The organism is Aquimarina macrocephali JAMB N27, assembly GCF_000520995.1.
Classification (GTDB): Bacteria; Bacteroidota; Bacteroidia; order Flavobacteriales; family Flavobacteriaceae; genus Aquimarina; species Aquimarina macrocephali.
The window spans coordinates 1-21,101 of record NZ_JACA01000045.1 but is presented as its reverse complement, the minus strand read 5'-3'; the positions used below and the strand labels follow the sequence as shown (position 1 = coordinate 21,101).

At 32.1% G+C, this 21,101-nt stretch carries 18 protein-coding genes; 9 read left to right on the top strand and 9 right to left on the bottom strand.

Annotation, left to right across the window (positions count from 1 at the left end):
• Positions 1-42: 42 nt before the first annotated feature.
• From Z054_RS0121610 to Z054_RS0121595, 4 genes are read left to right on the top strand one after another with little or no spacing between them, the layout of a single operon-like run.
• On the top strand, positions 43-1,164 hold the full coding sequence (locus Z054_RS0121610) for a DNA cytosine methyltransferase (RefSeq protein WP_241461440.1): 1,122 nt from the start codon (positions 43-45) through the stop codon (positions 1,162-1,164).
• Positions 1,151-3,304, top strand: a complete 2,154-nt coding sequence (locus Z054_RS0121605; RefSeq protein ID WP_024772116.1) for a sensor histidine kinase — start codon at positions 1,151-1,153, stop codon at positions 3,302-3,304. The genes Z054_RS0121610 and Z054_RS0121605 overlap by 14 nt, the downstream gene beginning before the upstream one ends.
• 2 nt (positions 3,305-3,306) lie before the next feature.
• Entirely contained in the window at positions 3,307-3,948 is a 642-nt protein-coding gene (locus Z054_RS0121600; RefSeq protein ID WP_024772115.1) for a hypothetical protein, read from the top strand.
• The gene (locus tag Z054_RS0121595) at positions 3,941-4,564 is read left to right on the top strand and encodes a hypothetical protein (protein WP_024772114.1); all 624 of its coding nucleotides are present in this window, start codon (positions 3,941-3,943) and stop codon (positions 4,562-4,564) included. The genes Z054_RS0121600 and Z054_RS0121595 overlap by 8 nt, the downstream gene beginning before the upstream one ends.
• 11 nt (positions 4,565-4,575) lie before the next feature.
• Here Z054_RS0121595 and Z054_RS0121590 read toward each other — a convergent pair whose 3' ends face one another.
• Positions 4,576-4,818, bottom strand: a complete 243-nt coding sequence (locus Z054_RS0121590) for a helix-turn-helix domain-containing protein (RefSeq protein WP_024772113.1) — start codon at positions 4,816-4,818, stop codon at positions 4,576-4,578.
• Between the two features lie 101 nt (positions 4,819-4,919).
• Here Z054_RS0121590 and Z054_RS0121585 point away from each other — a divergent pair, with 101 nt between their 5' ends.
• Positions 4,920-5,504 carry a hypothetical protein gene (locus Z054_RS0121585; protein WP_024772112.1) on the top strand — a complete coding sequence of 195 codons (585 nt, stop codon included), beginning with the start codon at positions 4,920-4,922 and terminating at the stop codon, positions 5,502-5,504.
• A gap of 504 nt (positions 5,505-6,008) precedes the next feature.
• Here Z054_RS0121585 and Z054_RS0121580 read toward each other — a convergent pair.
• From Z054_RS0121580 to Z054_RS0121550, 5 genes are all read right to left on the bottom strand, one after another.
• Entirely contained in the window at positions 6,009-7,346 is a 1,338-nt protein-coding gene (locus Z054_RS0121580; protein WP_024772111.1) for a YfjI family protein, read from the bottom strand.
• A 6-nt stretch (positions 7,347-7,352) separates the two neighbouring features.
• Positions 7,353-7,637, bottom strand: a complete 285-nt coding sequence (locus Z054_RS0121575) for a helix-turn-helix domain-containing protein (RefSeq protein ID WP_024772110.1) — start codon at positions 7,635-7,637, stop codon at positions 7,353-7,355.
• Between the two features lie 80 nt (positions 7,638-7,717).
• The gene (locus tag Z054_RS0121570) at positions 7,718-8,530 is read right to left on the bottom strand and encodes a hypothetical protein (RefSeq protein ID WP_024772109.1); all 813 of its coding nucleotides are present in this window, start codon (positions 8,528-8,530) and stop codon (positions 7,718-7,720) included.
• Positions 8,508-9,800, bottom strand: coding sequence for a site-specific integrase (locus Z054_RS0121565; protein ID WP_024772108.1), 1,293 nt, complete (start codon positions 9,798-9,800; stop codon positions 8,508-8,510). Before Z054_RS0121565 ends, Z054_RS0121570 begins: the two co-directional genes overlap by 23 nt.
• A 431-nt stretch (positions 9,801-10,231) precedes the next feature.
• Positions 10,232-10,552 (bottom strand): hypothetical protein, encoded by a 321-nt coding sequence (locus tag Z054_RS0121550; RefSeq protein WP_024772107.1) that lies wholly within the window; start codon positions 10,550-10,552, stop codon positions 10,232-10,234.
• A gap of 402 nt (positions 10,553-10,954) precedes the next feature.
• Between Z054_RS0121550 and Z054_RS0121545 the strand changes: the two genes are divergently transcribed.
• Positions 10,955-12,397: a glycosyltransferase gene (locus Z054_RS0121545; protein WP_024772106.1), complete on the top strand. Its 1,443-nt coding sequence runs from the start codon at positions 10,955-10,957 to the stop codon at positions 12,395-12,397.
• 300 nt (positions 12,398-12,697) lie between these two features.
• Entirely contained in the window at positions 12,698-14,950 is a 2,253-nt protein-coding gene (locus Z054_RS0121540; protein ID WP_035093043.1) for a S9 family peptidase, read from the top strand.
• Between the two features lie 108 nt (positions 14,951-15,058).
• Here the strand turns inward: Z054_RS0121540 and Z054_RS0121535 are convergent, their stop codons facing one another.
• On the bottom strand, positions 15,059-16,357 hold the full coding sequence (locus Z054_RS0121535) for a S28 family serine protease (protein ID WP_024772104.1): 1,299 nt from the start codon (positions 16,355-16,357) through the stop codon (positions 15,059-15,061).
• A 143-nt stretch (positions 16,358-16,500) separates the two neighbouring features.
• Here Z054_RS0121535 and lhpI point away from each other — a divergent pair, with 143 nt between their 5' ends.
• Together lhpI and Z054_RS0121525 are read left to right on the top strand one after the other, a co-directional pair.
• A complete protein-coding gene (gene lhpI, locus Z054_RS0121530; RefSeq protein ID WP_024772103.1) occupies positions 16,501-17,460 on the top strand; it encodes a bifunctional Delta(1)-pyrroline-2-carboxylate/Delta(1)-piperideine-2-carboxylate reductase in 960 nt (319 codons plus the stop codon).
• On the top strand, positions 17,453-18,517 hold the full coding sequence (locus Z054_RS0121525; protein WP_024772102.1) for a proline racemase family protein: 1,065 nt from the start codon (positions 17,453-17,455) through the stop codon (positions 18,515-18,517). The genes lhpI and Z054_RS0121525 overlap by 8 nt, the downstream gene beginning before the upstream one ends.
• A gap of 66 nt (positions 18,518-18,583) precedes the next feature.
• Here Z054_RS0121525 and Z054_RS0121520 read toward each other — a convergent pair whose 3' ends face one another.
• The gene (locus Z054_RS0121520; protein ID WP_035093040.1) at positions 18,584-19,804 is read right to left on the bottom strand and encodes a M24 family metallopeptidase; all 1,221 of its coding nucleotides are present in this window, start codon (positions 19,802-19,804) and stop codon (positions 18,584-18,586) included.
• Positions 19,805-19,827: 23 nt separating this feature from the next.
• Positions 19,828-21,101 (bottom strand): aminopeptidase P family protein (locus Z054_RS0121515; RefSeq protein ID WP_024772100.1); only part of this gene is annotated, 1,274 nt, incomplete at its 5' end.

Here is a 21,101-nt window from a genome sequence, read left to right as displayed (position 1 = left end):
ATTACCTTTTAATTGTTAATTAATCATCTATTATATATATATTTGTCAGTAGGTGTTTTAGATAAATTTAAGAATAAAAAACAAAAAGTGAAGGTAAGTGATTTTTCAGTAGTGGATTTATTCTGTGGAGTTGGTGGTTTAACTCATGGATTTGTTAAAGAAAAATTCAAAGTTGATGCTGGTATTGATTTTGATGAAACTTGTAAATATGCTTTTGAAAAAAACAATAATTCTAAATTTTTCCATGAAGATATTACTAGTATTACAAGTAAAGAATTAATTTCAAAATACACCGATGGAAAAAGAAAAATATTAGTTGGGTGTGCACCATGCCAGCCTTTTTCAATATATAACCGTAAAGGTGTTAAAAAAAGTGAAAGAACTTCAAGTGACCAAAAATGGAAATTATTATATTCTTTTGCTGATTTAGTAGATGAAATAGAACCAGAGATTATATCTATGGAAAATGTCCCTCAATTACTAAAATTCAATGACGGTAAAGTATTTAAAGACTTTGTAAAAAGATTAGAAAAGAAGAATTATTTTGTAACATGGGGAATAGTTAACGCTCAAGATTATGGCGTTCCACAAAGGAGAAAACGATTGGTTTTATTCGGTTCAAAACACGGAAAAATTGAGCTTATAGAAAAGACAATTAAGAACAATAATTATGTTACCGTTAAGCAGGCTATTGGTCATTTACCACCTGTTGAAGATGGAGTCTCCCATCCAAGTGATGCTCTTCATAAATCTAGAAAATTAACTGATTTAAATAAGAAGCGCATACAAGCTACTAAAGAGGGAGGAAATTGGCAAGATTGGGACGAAAGTCTATGGCTTGAATGTCATAAAAAAGAGAGTGGTAAAAATTTTAAAAGTGTGTATGGAAGAATGAAGTGGAATGATGTTGCTCCTACAATGACAACATATTGTATCGGTCTTAGTAACGGAAGGTTCGGTCATCCTGAACAAGATAGAGCTATTACTTTAAGAGAAGCTGCATTAATACAAAGTTTTCCTAGTAATTACAAATTTATTGAACCAAACAAAGAAATGTCTAATAATGTAATAGCAAGGCAAATAGGAAATGCTGTTCCTGTAGGTCTTGGCGTTGCTATTGCAAAAAGTATAAAAAATCATATCAAACAACTTGAATCAAATTAATAATACAGATAGCGACCAATCATTACAATGGAGAGTTGATGTAAATGCATTTCGTCTTTTAGGACGAGAATTAATTACAGATAGAATTACTGCTATTTTTGAATTAGTAAAGAATTGTTATGATGCTAATGCTGAAGATGTCAAGGTTTCTTTTTTTGACATAGCTTCAGATCCTGTCAATGGACAAATTATAATTAGTGATGATGGTACAGGAATGTCTTTCGAAGATATTAGAGATAAATGGATGGTAGTTGGAACCAATAGCAAACGCATGCAATTATATTCTGACCCGCCATATAACAGAAAATTTGTTGGTGAAAAAGGAGTAGGGCGATTTGCAGTTGACAAATTAGGTGAACGCGTTAAAATAAAAACTAAACAAGCCGGAGAGGATAATTGGTTATATGTTAATATTAATTGGGATGAATATGAAGAACTATCTAAAAGTTCAAATGATGGACAATTATCTCTTTTTACTGATGTAAAAAATAAGTATTCATACGAACCAGCAAAAGTAAAGGAGGAAAAAGGAACGAAAATTATCATTTCAAATATATTTGATGTATGGTCTACAAATGACTTAGAAAGACTCTACAAAGAACTATCTAAATTGGTTTCTCCCTTTTACCCTGTAAATCCCCCATTTGAAATAACAATTAATTCAAATGAGTTTTCATCTTACGCAAATAAACCAGTTAAACCAGATCCTGTAAAATATTATTCACATTATGCTGAAATAAAATACGATCCAGATAAAGGTTTTCAAGAATCTTTAGAATTTAATTCTACTACTGGGGAAATTGAAAAAAAGAAGCTTCCAAAACAAATATTTGGACCTATTAAATTAAGAATATACCATTTTAATGAGGGAGCTAAAAGAAAATATAGAGCAGCTTACAAAAACGATGATACTCGAATCGATGGTATAAAAATATATAGAGATGGTATTATTACAACTCCATTCGCGGAATATGAACAAGACCTTGATAAAAAGAGGGATATTCTGGGATTAGATAAAAGACGTTATAGTGGAGCGTTTGACACAGTCGGCACAAGAGAGGTAATTGGAGTATTAGATATTACGAAAGCAGACAACCCTTTGATAATAGATGCTACTAATAGGCAGAATTTTATTGATAATGAAGACTACCGAAGTTTAAAAGAATTTATCATCTTACAGCTAACGGCTTTTGAGGAGTTAAAAAAGCATGAGAGAATTACAAAAAGAAGTGTTGTTGAGAATAAATTAATTGATGCAAGTACAGATGTTAAAACCTTTGAACGGGAGTTACAGAAGATTGAAAAAGTAATTGAAAAAAGTAGTCCTAAAGCTAAGGAAAATATAAACCGCCTTAAGGAGCAGGCTAAAGGTTTACATCAAGCAATAAGTAAAGGGATTTCTGAACAAAAGAAATTTCAAAAAGAAGTTGAGCGAAAAGAAAAAATACTATATCGAATCGTTTCAATGCAAGAATTTGCCTCGCTAATAACACATGCTGTTAGGACTTCAATTGCTAAGGTGAAACATCTAGGGGAATTTTTTAAATTAAACTACCCTAACAAAGATTTAGAGAAATTTTTTAAACAGTATGCTGTTTTAATATATAATGAGATGGAAACACTCTTATCTGTTACAGATTTCATGTTAGGATTCGCAAATGTAAATCCTGAAAACTACGCGGAATTTAATGTTTCAGAATTAATAACTGAGTTACTGGAAAAACAGTATAGAGCAGTATTTAAAAAAGAAGGTATCGAATTAGAAGTCGATATTAAGGGAGACTTTGTAATAGAGACTAACAAAGATGCTTTTCAAGACATTTTCCAAAATTTAGTATCTAACTCAATTAAAGCATTAAAAGATTCTACTAACAAGAAAATCAAGTGTACTGGATTTCTTAACACCGACAGTTTTGTTATTTATTTTTCAGATAATGGCTATGGCTTAGATATGGATGACAAAGAATGGATATTCGGTCTTTATAACACTAGAACAGCTGAACAAGGAGGTGCTGGTGTTGGACTATATATAGTAGAAAAACAAATCCTTGCACTCAATGGAAAAATTGAAGTAATAGAAAATGAATTCCAACCTACTGGAGCAACATTTAAGATTACTATCCCATTTAACAATAAATAAAAATGAATCAGATAGTTCCAACTAAAATTGTAGTCATACATGATGACATATTTGACGAAGAAAATAACACTTCGCCGATCTTAGTAAGTCTTAGAATTAAGTACGGAGAATCAAATGTTATATTATTTAGGCACTCACAACAAGGCTTAGATTATGTGTTAGATAATCTTGGTAAGAAGATGGTTGTGCTACTCGATAGAAATTTTCATGATGGGAAAGAAATAGATGGTATTGAAGTTTTTGAAAAGATAAGAGAACAAACATCTCTAGTATATGTTATACTAGTAACCGTCAGTAAAATATCAGAAATAGATGGGAACATTTTAAAAAAACTAATAAATAAAGATTTATTTAAGTTAGAAAGCTTTTCTGCTGATTACTCGCAAATAATCGAGCTTATTGATGAGGCAGTCCAAATACTAGACGTTAGAGTTGATGCAGTTATAGAGGATTGGATTGTTAGACATCCTCCCGAAAAGCGAGAGCAAGTAATTTTAAAAACTAAAGAAGGTCGTTCTTACACAATGAATGATTTACTAGACAGTATTCGTAAACAAACAGATGTTGGTATTTCTTTTGAGAAAAACCTACTGAAATTAGCAGTTGAATTATTTAGTCGTCAAAAATTAAAAATGGATGATTAATTTAATTGTTGCGTATGATGATAATGACTTAGATTTAGGTGATTATTTCGAACTAAGTTTTAATGACATATCCGTAAATTTTTCTACGAATAATGGCATTACAGTTAGACCTATAAGAGGCTTAAACTGTACTGAAGACTATGTTTTAGGTGAGATTAATTCATTTACAGAAGAACCCTTTGGATTTGTAGGGCTTTCTCATGGAGATGAATCACATCTACTTACAGAAAATAATGTATATGTAGACTGTAATAGCTTAGCTCATTTTAAAAAGACTTTATTTTATTCTACTGCTTGTAGTACTGCCATTGAATTAGGAAAATTACTTATAAAAAATGATTGTTTTAGCTATGTTGGTTTTGCAGATGACACTTTTGCTACTTATGAAGAATTTTATAATGATTATATTGAATGTGAGAATTACTGTTTAAAGGATTTTTTTAATTCTGAAAACACAATTAAACAATCATTTGACAGCATGCTAAAACGTTTTGATGAGAAAATCCTTGAACTGGAAAGTAAAGATGAAATTCTAGTTGCTATGGAATTAATTGGCAACAAAGATAGTTTTGTACTATACGGAAATACTGAATTAACTAAATCTGATTTAGAATAGTTATTCAATCACTACTCATCAAATAATAGTAGTTCTGAAGGAGTAATTCCAAACGCATCTGCTATTCTCTTCATCATAGAAACTTTCATTTCTTGTTTCCCTAGTTCGTATTTTCTAAGGTTTTGGGCATCAATTCCAGCTTTAAAAGCTATTTCCTCAATACTTAAATCATTCCTGATTCTTAGAGCTCTGATATGCTGCCCTAATTCGATACTAAAGACAGGTATCTCTTTTTTCCGTTCACGCTTTGACATATATCAAAGTTGCAATCAATTAGTTTTATTCAACGAATTGAATACAATGGGTTACTTACAACCTTTTTTATATATTTGCTAAAATAAAAAAAGATAAACCAATGACTAAAAATTCAATACTTAACCTAATAAATAAAACAACTTTCATTCTTTCAGTTGCTGCTTTTACTCTATTACTAAGTTGTAAATCTGAAACTAAATCCGAAACAGAGGCTAAAACTTTGCCTCAATATGAGACCATACGAGAAATGCTCGAAGACTCTGGCGATTTCTATGAAGAAAATGGTTCTCTAAAGTTTATCTCAGAAGAAAAATCAAATATACACATACAAGTCTCTAAACCTATTTCAAAGAATGATTTAGAAAATGCAAAAGAGGAAATTGTAAAAAGAGATATCGTTTATGTTGCTTTTCAAACATTTGCTCAAACGAACTTAAATGAATTGACGATAACTTCTCTTCCATTGGATTTCGAAAACAAGAGGAAGTACTACAAAAAACACCAGAAAACTTTAAAAATTGATAGAACAAGAGCTAAGTCAATATTAAAAGAATATCTAAATAGTAATGATTTTTCGATTTTATTCAATCTTGAAAATGGCATCTGGTTACCAAATAAAAGTTTCGACAAGCTTAAATTCCAAAAATTAGAAGAGGTATATAACAAAATGCGAGTTAACCAATAACAATACTCCACCTACCCTTTTAACAATTTTAAAAATACTATTTAAAAACTATAACCTCCTCTCGAGTCAATAACATTATTATTATGAAGCTAATAAAGAGGAGGTAACCTTCAAATAAAAAAAGGTACTCCGACGACTTTTTTTTCTTTATACAATATGTTACGTCCTGCGTTTAGCAAACACTTTACACGGATTTAAATCTTGTTATGTTTTTTGTTATACAAATGTTACGAAAAACCATTTTATAGTTAAAAAATAAAAATAAGAATCACTTTTTGTTGTTATCTTTTGTACAAAACAACATTTAAACAATCAAAGCCTTTAAAAACATTCCCTCTTATTTTCCATCCCTTTTTAAGGTATTTATTAATAGATTTTTCAAAATTTCGAGTACTACTACTATCTAATATTTTAATTTTCATTTCTTTGTTTTTTTTAGTTGCATTTGTTGCACTTTATGCACACTTTGTTTTATAAATGCAGATAGTGCAGAAAATGCAAGGTTTATTTATAGTTCTTTTTGTAGTGACCCTGTTTGATTCTTCTGAATAAATTTTCTTTTTTCAAAAAATCTTTAAAAGTTCTCTCAGGAATTCTATGTTTCTCTGAAATTACAAGCCCTTCTCCTGTTCTAAACTCATTTGGTAAATTTTTATAGAGAACCTTTTTATCTAAAGGCAACTTGTCTACTGGAGTTTTTGTTCTAATTTTTTCTGAAACATTTAAAGCATGGGCTGTAAAATACTCAACTACTCTCAAAGCATTTTTCATGGTTTTCTTATTAATTTCATCTCTAGAATCATTATTACATGCCCAATACATTATTTGAAGTATTAAAGCAATTCTAGGAGCATACATCTCCATTTTACTATAAATACCACTGACTGTTTCATTCTCATTAGCATTACATTTGTCTGCATTTTTTCTTTGCCATTTGAAAATGATCTTTTTCGCTCCTTTCGAAAGCCTAACAATTTTTGGGTTTAATGAATCATCTGTATTAGTATCAATCTCTATATTCAAAATTTTATTAATTACAGTCTCCCAAGAATTAAAAATCTGATCTTCAATTTCTGTTTCTGTCCAATAAGGCTTTTTGATATTTTCAGGAATAACGAACAAAATTCTTTCTATGAATCCATTTGACATTCTACCATCTTTTGCGAGATCATCTAATAGATCATTCTGAATAGTACCACAAACAGACAAAAAAGGATTTGGTATTAATATTGGTTCCCCGGTCTTTCTGTCAATATTTATTGGTTTACAACTCCATGCACTAAGCCAAAATTCCATTTCACTACCATTGTTATACCTATTAAAATTTTTGAACCAACTAGCCAGTTCATCTAAATATACGCCAACACCTCTAATATTGGTATTTAACACTTTGGCCAATGCTTCTGGTGTATAATCACTTATTATTAATTTTTCAAGAGATGGATGCTTAGGAACTTTTAAACCTTCCTTTTCTCTATCTTTTTTTGACAAGGAAGAAATTCTAATATGTTCCTTAAGTTGTTTATTGTATTCCTTAAAATATTCTTCGTTCTTTTTGTGAATTGGATTTAAGGCAAAACTTAAGGGGTGACTTTTATTTGTTCCTGCTTTACCTACAATAGCTATATATAAAACAGCACTTTCCAACCAACCCTTTTTTATTTGAATTTTATGTGTATTACCTATAGATATTGAAATCGCATAGAGTATAGCTGAGCTAATAAAATCAATTGGAAATGATAAATGCTTGTTTGTTTCTAGTACTATATTCTGGATTTTCTCAGGAAAGACTTCATAAGGAAAAGAAGGTAGCATTGCACTTCTTTTAAGTTTTATTTTCATAATAGACTAACTCTTAAGAAGTTTTAAAGCTGCAATTATTTCACTTCGTTTATAATAGCGTCTAGAACCAGAAATTCCATAAACCCTAATCTTGTTTTTCTTCTGCCAGTGCCACAAAGTGCTAGGATCAATCGATAGAATTTTACAAACTTCTTCTCTGGTTAGAATTTCATCATTAGCATTTTCGTGAAGTAACTCTTTCTTTAAAACATCTAAACGTTTTGCAATAGTTGAATCAAAAATTTCAATTAGTTGCTCGGGAGTTAAATCTATTAGTTGTGCTCTTTTCATATTGCATTATTTAATTTTAGTGTTGCAAATAAAAAGAGAATTAAAATATAATTAACTCTAAATCAATTGTTAGAAATTGCCTAACAACTACTAACAATTTTATCTAGTTGTTTTTTAATACGAATGTATTGTTTGTCGTCTGAAGTAATACGTTTTAAACCCTCATCAATGTCTAAATGATTTCCAATTGAATTAATCTCTTTGTATTCCTTTTCTGTAAAACAACTAACAAAGTGTTTCCTACTTGTTCGTTTTCGATCACTATTATCAAACCTTATTAACTCGAATTTAACTAAGAAATGTATTACGATAGCCATTTGTTTACCTGTCTCATTTTTAAATTCATTTTGAAGCTTTAATATTTTATCATCACTAACTGTGTCCATGAAAAAGTCTCTAAGATTATTTTCATGATAGATTTTCTTAGTAGTTTTATTATTTTCTATAGCCGAAATTATTTCTTGTTCCAATTTATCCCTATTAGAATAAACTATTATTTCATTCTCATCGGATTTATCTAATCGAAAATCAAATGCTGCTTTAAAATTAGTTTCCTCTATTTCGTTTCTCTCGAAACTTAACTCAATAAGTTTTGCTTCATACTGCTCTTTAATCGCATTTAATTGTCTAATCTGACCAATTAGCAACTGTTTTCTTTGTTGCCTTAAGTCTTTCTGATATTTAGCGAAATGGTTAGCATCTTCAATTGCATCTTCAATAAGCCTACACGCAGTTTTCAAGTTACCTACTAGAACATCAGTTACTTGATTTGAATTAATCAAATCAAGATCATTAAGTTCTTCTTTAAGCACATTAAGAGCAACTATCTTATCTTTTTCGTTGATATGTAACAATAACATCATTAAAGTTTTAATTAAAATATTTGTAGGCATCTAAAGCTATATCCTTATTACTTTTCTTGATGTAATTTAAAAACATAGATTCCGTTGAGTGTCCAGTAATATTTATCAAATACGTGGTAGGTACTTTTCCATAATAATTAGTTGCAAAAGAACGTCTACCTATATGTGATGTAATAAGTTCCCATTTTTCGTATTTTCCAATAACATCCCTAAAACTTCCTTTCTTTTTATCAGGAGTAACATTAATTCTTTTTTTGCCTTCACATATTTCATTTAATCCAGCAATTCTAGCTACTTCTTTTATATAGTCATTATATTTTTGATCAGAAATGGCTCTTGGAAATTCTCCATCTCTTTTACTTAATATCTCTCTAACTTCCTTAGAAACAGGAATCGTCATCAATTTCTTAGTTTTCACCTGCCTAAATTCTAGTAAATACTTATCGTTCTCGTTTCTTATAAGCGTACTAGAAAAATTCATAAAATCACTTATACGTTGACCTAAATAACAGCTTATCAGCAGCCAATCCCTTGCATTTTCTAAATATTCATGTGGCAATTCAACTTCTTTAATTTTCTTAATCTCATCGAATGATAAGTAAATATGTTTTACTTCTTCACGATCAAACTTTAAGCTATCTAGATGATGATGTGTTTTTAGCCCTAAATATCTAGCATGAAAACAAAATGTTTTGACGAATACAAATTCACGATGGATTGTGTTTCTTGAATATTGTTGATCTATATAATACTTTTCAAACCCGTCTTTAAAATCCTCGTCAATATCGGCTATGAGAATTTGTTTCTTCCTATAATCTTCGAAGCGTTTAAGTTTATTCTTTATTACTCGATATTTTTTTACTGAAGCTGTATTACCACCTTTTCCTTTCTTCTGGATATAGTAATCTATAAAACTTAATAAATCAGTTGGTATTTCAATATCCTTATTAGGATTATAGTAAGACTCCAAACAATTATATAACCACTTAGAATCTTCTATGACAGAATTTATATTCGCCTTATTAAAAGTATCCAATACATGGTTAGTAATTCTATTTAACTCAAAATTGATTTCAGCCTGTTTATTCTGAAAGCCAATATCTTTAGATTTCTTAAACCTTTCCTTCCAAAAACGTTTGTTGCTTACTTTATCATTAGCATTTAATTCTTCAATAGTATATACAAACAGTTTTGTTTTAGCTCCCAATGAATAATCCATTTTATCATGTCTAAATAACAAACGAATATTCAAAGGTGCATTTTCCTTAATTGAACGATATAGAAAATTAACTGTTGCCATAATACTAAAAACAAATTGCCGTACAAATATAGTTATTTTTGTACGGTCAATTACAATCTAACACAATACTATGCAACTCATCAAAACGAACACACAACCTCAAACACCCTGATATTATTGAATAAATTAAGTTTTAAAACTAAAATAGATATGATCAAGCAATAGTTAAATTTCACAAAAGTGTTACCTCCGACTCCACTACAAACCTGCCAAACAGCAGGTTTTTGTGTATCCGGGGGATTCGGCCAATGCATCAGCTGGCTCTTTCGCTGCAAATGCCCTCAGGACATTTACTAATCGCTACAGCCCTCTCAGACTCCACAGAAACACCTGAAGCCTCTTTTTTTAAAGAGGTTTCTTTTTTAACCGAAAAGTAAATTGGAAAGTAATTATTGTTTCATTATTTTTTTAAATTCAAACAAATATACTTTCTACTTATCCATTAGTATAATGTCATTATTTAAACTAGACCAGTACTCTAATGAATGAATAGTTGAAGTTGAATTCAGGTTTTTAATTTTAAATACCTTCTTTAATCGATACTCTACTCCGTTTAGTATCATTTCTTTTTCATTACTTTTTTCATTTTCAAAATGAGTCATCTGCATTATAATGTATTTTTCTTTCTCTATATGTAAGAACGATAAGTCACCTTCTCTGTAAAATTTAGATACATTTACCTGTGTCTTTCGCTCTTGGCTATAACCACATAAGGATATTAAAAGAATAAATACTATAATTAGGTTTCTCATTTGTTTATTGAACTTTAGTTTTTTAATTTTTTTCTATAAATTTCTACTCAATCATGAAAATATAAAAAATCCCATAATTCTGATTCATTTATTATAGTTTTATTCAATCCCTTCTCATTTTTTTGTAATACTTGCGTTTCTTCCTCATAAAGTACAAACCTATTCTAGGATTAAATAAAAACTTGTAAACTTTTTTCAGGACAAGATATCTGATGCCTTTTTGCTGATAAAAGCACACATATCACATTTAATTTTATGCAATAATGACGTATAAATACACACAAGTGTGTAAGATTTCCACATCCAAAAAACTAGAACAACCGCCTAAACACTTGTTATTCAAACCCTATCCAAAATGGCATCAATGTTGTTTTCTCTCACGAGTAATTTAAGGAAACATTCATGAAGCAATCAACATCTTGCGAATCTTTGGAAACATCAATATCTATAAATAAATCCCCTAATCTTCTAGAAAAATTTATTTCAAATGTATCATCACCTCTCATTCTAATAGCAACATTTCTATTGATATTTGGTGGTGTATCCTTATTTTACTTTCTACAACCTTATTTTGAAAAAGTGTATTTAGAAAGAATGAATACTGCCTGGGGAATCCCCTTGATGATCACTGGTATCATGCTACTTACGGTTAAGATTAGTTTTTTAATTTATTTGCTGTTTTTATATCTACGTTACAAGGCCATTAAACCAGTATCGTATGAAAAATTACCCTCGTGTACAGTTATAGTACCCGCTTATAATGAAGGAGAATTGGTTTATAAAACTTTAATTAGTCTTGCCGAAAGTGATTATCCGAAAGAAAAATTACAGTTAATTTCTATTGATGATGGAAGTCAGGATAATACCTGGCAATGGATGCAAAAAGCTAAAGAAGTATTAGGCGATCGTGTTTCAATATACCAACAACCCAAAAACAAAGGAAAAAGGCATGCATTATACCGTGGATTCAATTTAGCCACAGGAGAAGTATTCATAACTGTTGATAGTGATTCTATAGTTAAAAAAGATACGTTGCGTCTTATGGCAAGTCCTTTTGTTGTAAATAAAGAGTGTGGAGCTGTAGCCGGAAATGTACGCGTATTGAACAGAGAAAAAGCTGTAATTCCACGTATGCTAAATGTAAGTTTCGCCTTTAGTTTCGAATTTATACGTTCTGCACAAAGTAGATTAGGTTCGGTATTATGCACACCAGGCGCTTTATCTGCTTATCGCAGAGAGGCAGTCTTCAATTGTCTTCAAGACTGGATTAATCAAACTTTTATGGGAGAAGTTTCGAAAATTGGTGAGGATCGTGCTATGACTAATATGATTTTGAAGCAAGGGTATAAAGTATTTTTTCAACGTGAAGCATACGTTTATACCAACACTCCAGAGCGCTACAAAAACCTATCTAAAATGTTTATCCGCTGGGAGAGAAGTAACATTCGAGAGAATATTGCTATGAGTAAATTTGCCTTTACAAATTTTAGAAAAGGGACTAAAATTGGTACCAGAGTACTACTCTTAAACCAATGGTTAAAAATGATAGCTGCATATCCAGCTATGCTGTTAATGTTATTTTTCATAGGTACATATCCATTATTATTCTTTAGTTCTACATTGGTAAGCATATTAGTTTTTTCGAGTATACAAGCTTTATTTTATGCCAGAAAGCATACTATATCAGAGTGTTTTTGGGCATATCCATATAGTGTTTTTTATGCCTTTACTTTATTTTGGATTACACCATATGCAATAGCTACAGCTGGTAGAAGTGGTTGGTTGACACGAGACTTAAACGAAGAGGAATTAAAGAAACAACAGATCGTTGTTGCATCATCTTAATCTATTTTAGAGTATCGTATCTCTAATAGAAAAACTTTTAAAAAAGCTACAGTAACACGTAGTACTTATCCTTTTGACTTAAGCTAAGCCAAAGTGATTTTTTAAAAGGATTCTTATATGCTGAAGTTAAGTTGAATCAAAAACAGAGTATTATTTTCTCATATTTTTTAACAAAAAAGCATCAAAAAAGGTAATATAGTATCACATTTAGCTAACTTATTGTATCAAATCAATTAGATATCACTATATCTTTGAGAAATCACCAAATTAGATATCTCTTTAAAATTAAACTTCCGGTTAATGATACATTATAATACGATCAAAAAGGTTTGCTGCATATTCCTTGTTATACTGAATGTAAGCATCATATCTGCTCAACAATCAAAACTTTCACTAGAACAAATCTTCAGTAGTAATACTTTTTCTTTAGAGCGATCAAAAACCTTAAAATGGTTCGAAGGAGGAGACTCATATACTACTTTGGTAACTTCTTCAGAAAACAAAGGGTATTATGATATTATTAAAACAGATACCAAAACAGGAGAGCAAAGTATTTTAATCCCAGCTAAATGGATGATTCCTGAGGGAAAAAACACTCCATTATCTATAGAGAATTATATCTGGTCTACCGATAAAAGTAAAGTCTTATTATTCACAAACTCTTCGAGAGTATGGAGATATAACACCAAAGGAGATTATTGGGTATTACACTTAAAAACAAAAAAACTGACCAAACTGGGCGGTGCAAAGGCAAAATCATCTTCGCTTATGTTTGCCAAGTTTTCACCAGATGGAAATAAGGTAGGATATGTAAGAGAGCACAATATTTATATCGAATCACTAACCGATGGAAATATCACTGCATTAACAACAGACGGAACAGATAAGATCATTAACGGAACTTTTGATTGGGCATATGAAGAAGAGTTCTCATGTAGAGATGGTTTTAAGTGGAGTCCCGATGGTAGTAAGATTGCATACTGGAGAATCAATGCCAGTAAGATTAAGAATTTTCTTATGATCAATACTACAGATTCTATCTATTCGTATACCATACCAGTACAATATCCTAAAGCAGGAGAAAAACCGTCTGAAGCAAAAGTCGGGGTAGTTAATGCATCTGGAGGATCCACAACCTGGATGAAACTATCAGGAGATGCCAGCAACCAATATATTCCCAGGATGATTTGGAAACCAGATTCTAAATCATTGCTTCTGCAACACCTCAACAGAGCACAAAATCATAATAAAGTAACACTCTGCAATGCTCTGGATGGGAATACTCAGATAATTTATGAAGATAAAGAGACTGCCTGGTTAGAAGCAGTAGATGATTTTAAATATCTAGACGATGCCAGTACATTTACCTGGGTAAGTGAAAAAAGTGGATGGAAAGCTCTTTATCTTGTTAAAGATGGTAATGAAACCCAAGTATCTCCTACCGATTCAGATATGATTAATATTGAATTAATCGACGAAAAAAACGGATGGTTATACTATATGGCAAGTCCAGAAAATGCTACACAAAGATATCTGTATAGAACTAAGCTTAATAAAAAAGGAAAAGCAGAAAGATTATCGCCAAAAGATCAACCGGGAACGCATCGATATCGTATTGCTCCAAACGGAAAATTTGCTCAGCATACCTATTCTAAATCTGGCCTTCCTCCTACTACAGATATTATTTCTTTACCCGATCACAAAGTGATTAAAACTTTGGTCTCTAACCAAAAACTGAAAAAACAAATAGCAGCTATAGATCACAATCCACAAGAGTTTTTTAAGATCTCATTAGATGATGGCACATCACTAGATGCCTATATGATCAAACCTATAGGGTTTGATCCATCAAAAAAATACCCTGTGTTATTTCATGTATACGGCGAACCTTGGTCTCAAACTGTATTAGATTCCTGGGGCGGAAGTAACTATTTATGGCATACGATGCTATCCCAGCAAGGATATATTGTAATGAGTATTGATAACCGAGGCACTCCTGGTCCTAAAGGAAGAGAATGGAGAAAATGTGTGTATGGACAAATTGGTGTTCTTTCCTCTTCAGATCAAGCTCAAGGAACAAAAAAAATCATTGAAATGTTTGATTTTGTAGATCCAGATCGCATTGGTATCTGGGGATGGAGCGGTGGTGGTTCTATGACCCTTAACGCTTTATTTAGGTATCCCGAAATTTATAAAATGGGAATGGCAGTAGCTCCGGTATCCGATCAAAGATTATATGACAATATCTACCAGGAACGATACTCGGGAATCCCACAACTCATGCCCGAAAGTTATAAAAAAGGATCTCCGGTTAATTTTGCCAAAAATCTTAAAGGAGATTTATTATTGATACACGGGACAGGAGATGATAATGTTCATTATCAAAGTATAGAAGTACTGGCTAATGAGCTTATTCGTCATAATAAAATATTCTCTATGGTATCGTATCCTAATCGATCTCATGGTATATATGAAGGAAAAAACACCTCTAGACATTTACGAGAAACACTAACCCATTATCTTAAGACAAATTTACCAGGCGGAGGAAAATAGAGCTTTGAATTTCAGATTTTAAAAATGTATTAAATCCATCATCAGTTATTAATTTTAAGCCTGTAGTATAAAATATATTACAGGCTTAAAATTTGTTGCAAAAATAGCTTAGTTACCTTTTGACAACCATGCTTGTAACTTCTCATAGATTTTTCTCTGATCTTCTTTTGAGAAATTTTTAATTCTAGTACTATGACTCCCCATAGGAAATACCATTTTTAAAGCATTTACATGAGGTTTTGGGCTAGGTGAACAAGCTCCCCACGGGTCATATTCTCCATAAATATAAATGATATGATCGCCTTTATTCTCTACATAATCTCTAACTTTTTTAATATAATTTTGATCATAAGTCATAGGAATATTTTTTGGAGCAAATCTCATATTAGTTGGCTGTTTTACTACTCTAATTAAATCCTGTACAGGAGCACTATCAAATCCATAATATCCAAGTTCTACCATATGTTGATAATAAGAAGGTAATAAATCATGATATGTTTTATCATTATAGAAGCCGATTCCTACCACTTTATTAAGATAGGTAAACAAGGTGGCAGCGTCGGCATGCCCATCAGGAATTTCATCACACTTTCCTCCCCATTGCCAAAATGAAAAAGGAAATTCTAATACTGCATATTCAAGAGCCTCCTCTGGTGATACTTTTGTAAAACTCATTTTCTTTTTTCTGGAATGCTGATCAATTTCCTTCAAAAGAGCCTCTCTTCGAGTTAACAATAATCGTTGAAAATTAGTGATCTTAGTTCTGCACTCTTTGGTTCCAACAGTATTAATATGTTGTTGTGTTCTTGGATCTTCACGAGTATTGATCAAAGGAGCAACATAAGAAACAGCAACATCCATATCTTTTGGGTACTGTGATTTATAAATCAATACCGTCTCCCCTCCTTTACTTATTCCTGTAGAAATCCATTTGTTAGTGTATATTTTTTTTAGCTTCATAACCAGAAGATGATAATCCTGAATTGCCTGATCATTGGTCAGGTACTCCCATGGAATTGGATTAGGCCTTGATTTTCCATAAAATCGATATTCTACCATAACCTGGTTTGCTTTTAGCAAGGTGCTCAATTCATATGTTTGGTGTTTTGCAGAATATCCTTCCGTAACTAATACTGTGGGTTGCGAATAATCAGAATGTGATACATATACATAATGATCAAAAGTTCCTGCATCTGGATTATTATGATCTAATGGCTGTTTTAATATCAACCGATACGATTCTGTAAAATGATCATTCACCTTTATTTCACTTATCTCTGCAGTAGGGAATACATTCTTTAATTTTTGTTCAAAGGATATCTCGGTAGCAGGTGGCAATGAACTTTTACAAGAAAAAAGAGAAAGACTAACAAGAAGTAGTAATACTATATACTTAGCTCGATTCATAAAATGAATAGTTTTTAATATTTTAAAGATAGCCTAAAAGAGTATTGACTTAGTGATACTATATTACCTAAGAATAATATCATTTTAATAACATTTGAGTTAGTATGTCATTACGAATTGGGATTTGTTTACATTTATAATCTATGGATACAATTGTTCAGGTCAGTACCGATTTTATTGAAAACAACACTAATTTTAATGAGCTAATTGCCGAATTAAAAGACAAATTTGCGTCAAATTCTATTCTGGTGCCCATGCGCCATCATCATGATTTTCCAAATCCAGCGGTTCAGGAAGACTCTACTTTACTATTGATGCCAGCCTGGAATCCTGGTAAAGAGGCAGGAGTTAAGGTTGTAACGGTAAGTCCAGAAAACGGTCAGTTTGATCTACCTTCGATCCAAGGTACATATTTATATATGGACGCCATCAAGGGTACCATAAAAGCTATAATGGAAGCAAAAAGTTTGACCGTAAAACGAACAGCTTCGGCATCTGCCCTGGCATCATCGTATTTATCTAAAACTGATGCTTCTTCCTTATTAATGATTGGAACAGGAGCACTCTCTACTAACCTAATTAAAGCGCATGCTAGCGTAAGACCCATTAAAACAGTTTATATCTGGGGGAGGAATTATGAAAAAGCTAAAAAAATATCAACTGAATTAGAAGGAGAAGATTTTGAAATTCATGCCATACATACAATAGAAGAAAAAATTTCTGAAGTAGATATTATATCCTGCGCAACATTATCTAAAACTCCTTTGGTTTTGGGTAAATACTTAAAAACCGGGCAGCATGTAGATTTGGTTGGAGCTTACAAAAAAGATATGCGTGAAGCTGATAATGAAAGTATAAAAAAAGCGACTGTCTTTGTGGATACTTTTCAGGGAGGACTTAAAGAAAGTGGAGATATTGTTATTCCTCTTAAAGAAGGTATTCTAAAAGAAGGTGATATCGGAGCCGATTTATTCGAACTCTGCTCTAAGGCTAAACAAGGAAGAACCAGTGATAGTGAAATAACTATTTTTAAATCTGTAGGACATGCCCTCGAAGATTTAGCAGCAGCTACTTATTACTATAATAAATATACACATGAGTAAAACTTATCAAAATATCCTAAGAAATATCGATTTCAAGCCAAAAGAAGATTGGTTGCAAATCAAAACAATAGATATGCATACAGGAGGAGAACCCCTTAGGGTTATTGTTGATGGTTTTCCCGAACTGAAAGGAAATTCGGTATTAGAATACAGAAGATATTGTAAAGAGCATTATGATCATTTACGTACCTCACTTATGTTTGAACCTCGCGGTCATGCCGATATGTATGGATGTATCTTACTACCGCCTAATGATGATGATGGGGATTTTGGTATCATGTTTATACACAATGAAGGATATAGCACCATGTGCGGTCATGCTATTATTGCGATTTCTACATTGGCTGTAGAGATGAACTGGATAGATTATAATGAAGGAGATAATACCATAAAAATTGATGCTCCTTGTGGTCGAATCATTTCTTATGCACAAGTAAAAAATGGAAAAGTGACCGGAGTTCGTTTTCATTGCGTTCCCAGTTTTGTAGTTGGATTGGATAGAAAAGTAAAGGTAGACGGTATAGGAGAAGTAATTTATGATCTAGCATACGGAGGCGCTTTTTATGCATATGTAGATATGGCTAAAAACAACTTTGATTTTGATTTGACTTCAAATTCATATAGAATGCTAATTGCCAAAGGAATGGATATAAAATATGCCGTAATGGAGCAAGATTCTAATATTTTACATCCTTACGAAGAAGATCTTAGTTTTTTATACGGTACCATTTTTATTGGAGATTCTACAAAAGAAAATATTGACAGTAGAAATGTATGCATTTTTGCTGAAGGAGAAGTCGATCGGTGTCCTACGGGATCAGGGGTTTCTGGTAGAATGGCAATACACAAAATGAGAAATGAAATACAGTATGGAGATACGATGACTATAGAAAGTATCACAGATTCTGTATTTAAGGGTTCTGTTATTTCTGAAGAAGAGTACGGCCCCTATAAAGCGGTAATACCACAGGTTGAAGGAACAGCGCACATTACAGGAATGCATACTTTTATGATTGATCCCGATGATCCTATGAAAAACGGATTCATTTTTAGGTAACAAACAAAACTATCCCAAAGTATCATCGATAATACTTTGGGATAGTTTTGTTTGTCCTGTATCTGTTTACAGAGATAAACCAAAAGGATCTTCAATTGAATGCGCAGGTTGCGTAAACCATTTTGGTCCTTCGTCGGTCATATAGATATGATCTTCTAATCTAATACCAAACTCATCGGGTACGCAAATCATAGGTTCATTACTAAAACACATTCCAGATGTAAGAATCGCCTCTTCATGTCTCGCTATATATGGCCATTCATGGATATCTAATCCGATTCCGTGGCCGGTGCGGTGAGGCAATCCCGGTAATTTATAATCAGGACCAAGACCTTTGGCTTCTAATGTTTTTCTTGAAGCATCATCTATTACAGAACATGGTTTTCCTAATTGAGCAGCAGCAAACGCAGAGAGTTGAGTTTCTTTCTCAAGATTCCATATCTTACGCTGTAACTCATTGATTTCACCATACACATATGTTCGGGTAATATCTGAAATATAATCATGCAAGACACATCCTGTATCTACAAGTACTACTTCGTTTTGCTCAAGGTTTTTTGGTGTTTTTACGCCATGGGGGAAAGAGGAATCTACACCAAATAATACGATACAAAAGTATGATCCCGAAGGAATACCGTATCGTTTATGAGCTTCATTAATAAAACCAGTAACTTCTTTAGCACTAATTCCAGGTTTCAATATTCTTGCTGCAGCTTTTTGCACTTCCATAGTAATATCCATAGCAGTTTGCATGATGGCAATTTCTGCTTCAGATTTTATCATTCTACAACCTGCTGTAATCGGTTTTGCATTAATCAGATGATAAATGGATTGTTCTTTTAGGATTCCATCAATAATAAAAAAGGGTGTTGCTTCATCCATAGCCACATCCTTACCACTAATATTTTTCTTTTTAAGGATATTCACAAATAAGGTATATGGACTTTCATGTTCTTCCCAGCAATGAACAGGGCCTTTTATTGACATGAAATCCAAAATAGTTCCTTCTTCAAACTTAGGACCTATATAATGCACTTCACCATCAGGAAATAGTAATGCTCCGACCATTCGCTCACTCGGATTCCATCGCATTCCTGTAAAGTAAAATAGATTTGTTCCTGCATGCAGATATACTACAGGAATTTCCTGCTTTTTCATAAGATTACAAGCTTTATGTATTCTGGCTTGAAATTCTTCTTTTTGAATGGGTTTGGCAAGATGAGCTTTTGGCTGTATAGCATTTAATTCTTTTTCGATAGTAGAACCGCCTATTCCTAATGCATTCATAATTTATAATTTTGTAATTAATACTATACCGTCATCAACTTTTCAATTTCTTCAATTTCTATAGGCATAGCTTGTGTGAGATTTATGTTTCCGGTTTCTGTAATGAGGTAATCATTCTCGAGGCGACAACCTATTCCTTCTTCAGGAATATAGATGCCGGGCTCGCAAGTAAGTACCATCCCTGATTCTAAGGCCCTGGAGTACAAACCTACATCGTGAACATCTAATCCAAGATGATGTGCTGTACCATGCATAAAATACTTTTTATACAAAGGTTTATCCGGGTTTTGAGTAGCAATTTCAGAAGCATCAAGTAATCCGATTTTGATAAGTTGCTCTTCGACTAAACTGGCCATTTGTTTTTCATAATCTGCTGGGATAACTCCCGGCTTAAGTAACTTACTTCCTTTTTTTAAACAATAAAGAACCGCAGAATATACTTCTTTTTGTCGATCTGAAAATTTACCATTTACAGGAATACAACGTGTTGTATCACTATTATAATTACCATAGCAAACTCCAAAATCCAGCAGTATCATATCACCATCCTGGCAAGTATTATCATTGGTATTATAATGTAATGCACAAGCATTTTTTCCTGAAGCTACAATAGGTTTAAAAGCATGTCTTGTTCCTCCATTTTTAAGGAGTGCATACGTTAATTCTGCTTCTAATTCATACTCTTTGCAGTTTGGTTTTACTGTTTTGAGCACCCTATAAAAACCTTCGATACTAATATCTCCAGCTTTTTGTATTAGTGTTACCTCTTCATTTGATTTAACAGGACGTAAAGCTCTTGTAATTTTGGCGGCTCGATGATACTGATGCAAAGGATATTTTTCTTTACACCAGTTAATCATTCGATCCTGTTGTGTTTGTTTGTTATATGTAATTCGCTTTATGTGCTCGTTGTGTCCTAAATAAAAACCATCTGCTTCGAAGGCCATTAATTGAAGTATTTTTTCAAAATCGTGTAGCCATTCTATACGTTTTATCCCAGAAATCTGATACGCTTCTTCTTTAGTTAATTTTTCACCATCCCAGATCTTAATATGTTCATTAGTTTCTTTTATGAACAAAATTTCTCTGTTTTCTGGCTTATAAGCATCTGGGTATAATACCAATATTGTTTCTTCCTGATCTATTCCTGACAAATAAAATAAATCATTGTTTTGAGCAAACCCCATGACATCATCTGCATTGGTATGCTTGATATCATTAGACGTGAGAATAGTTATCGTATTCTTCCTGGTTTTGGAAGCAAAATTATTTCGGTTCTGTATAAAAACGGTATTTG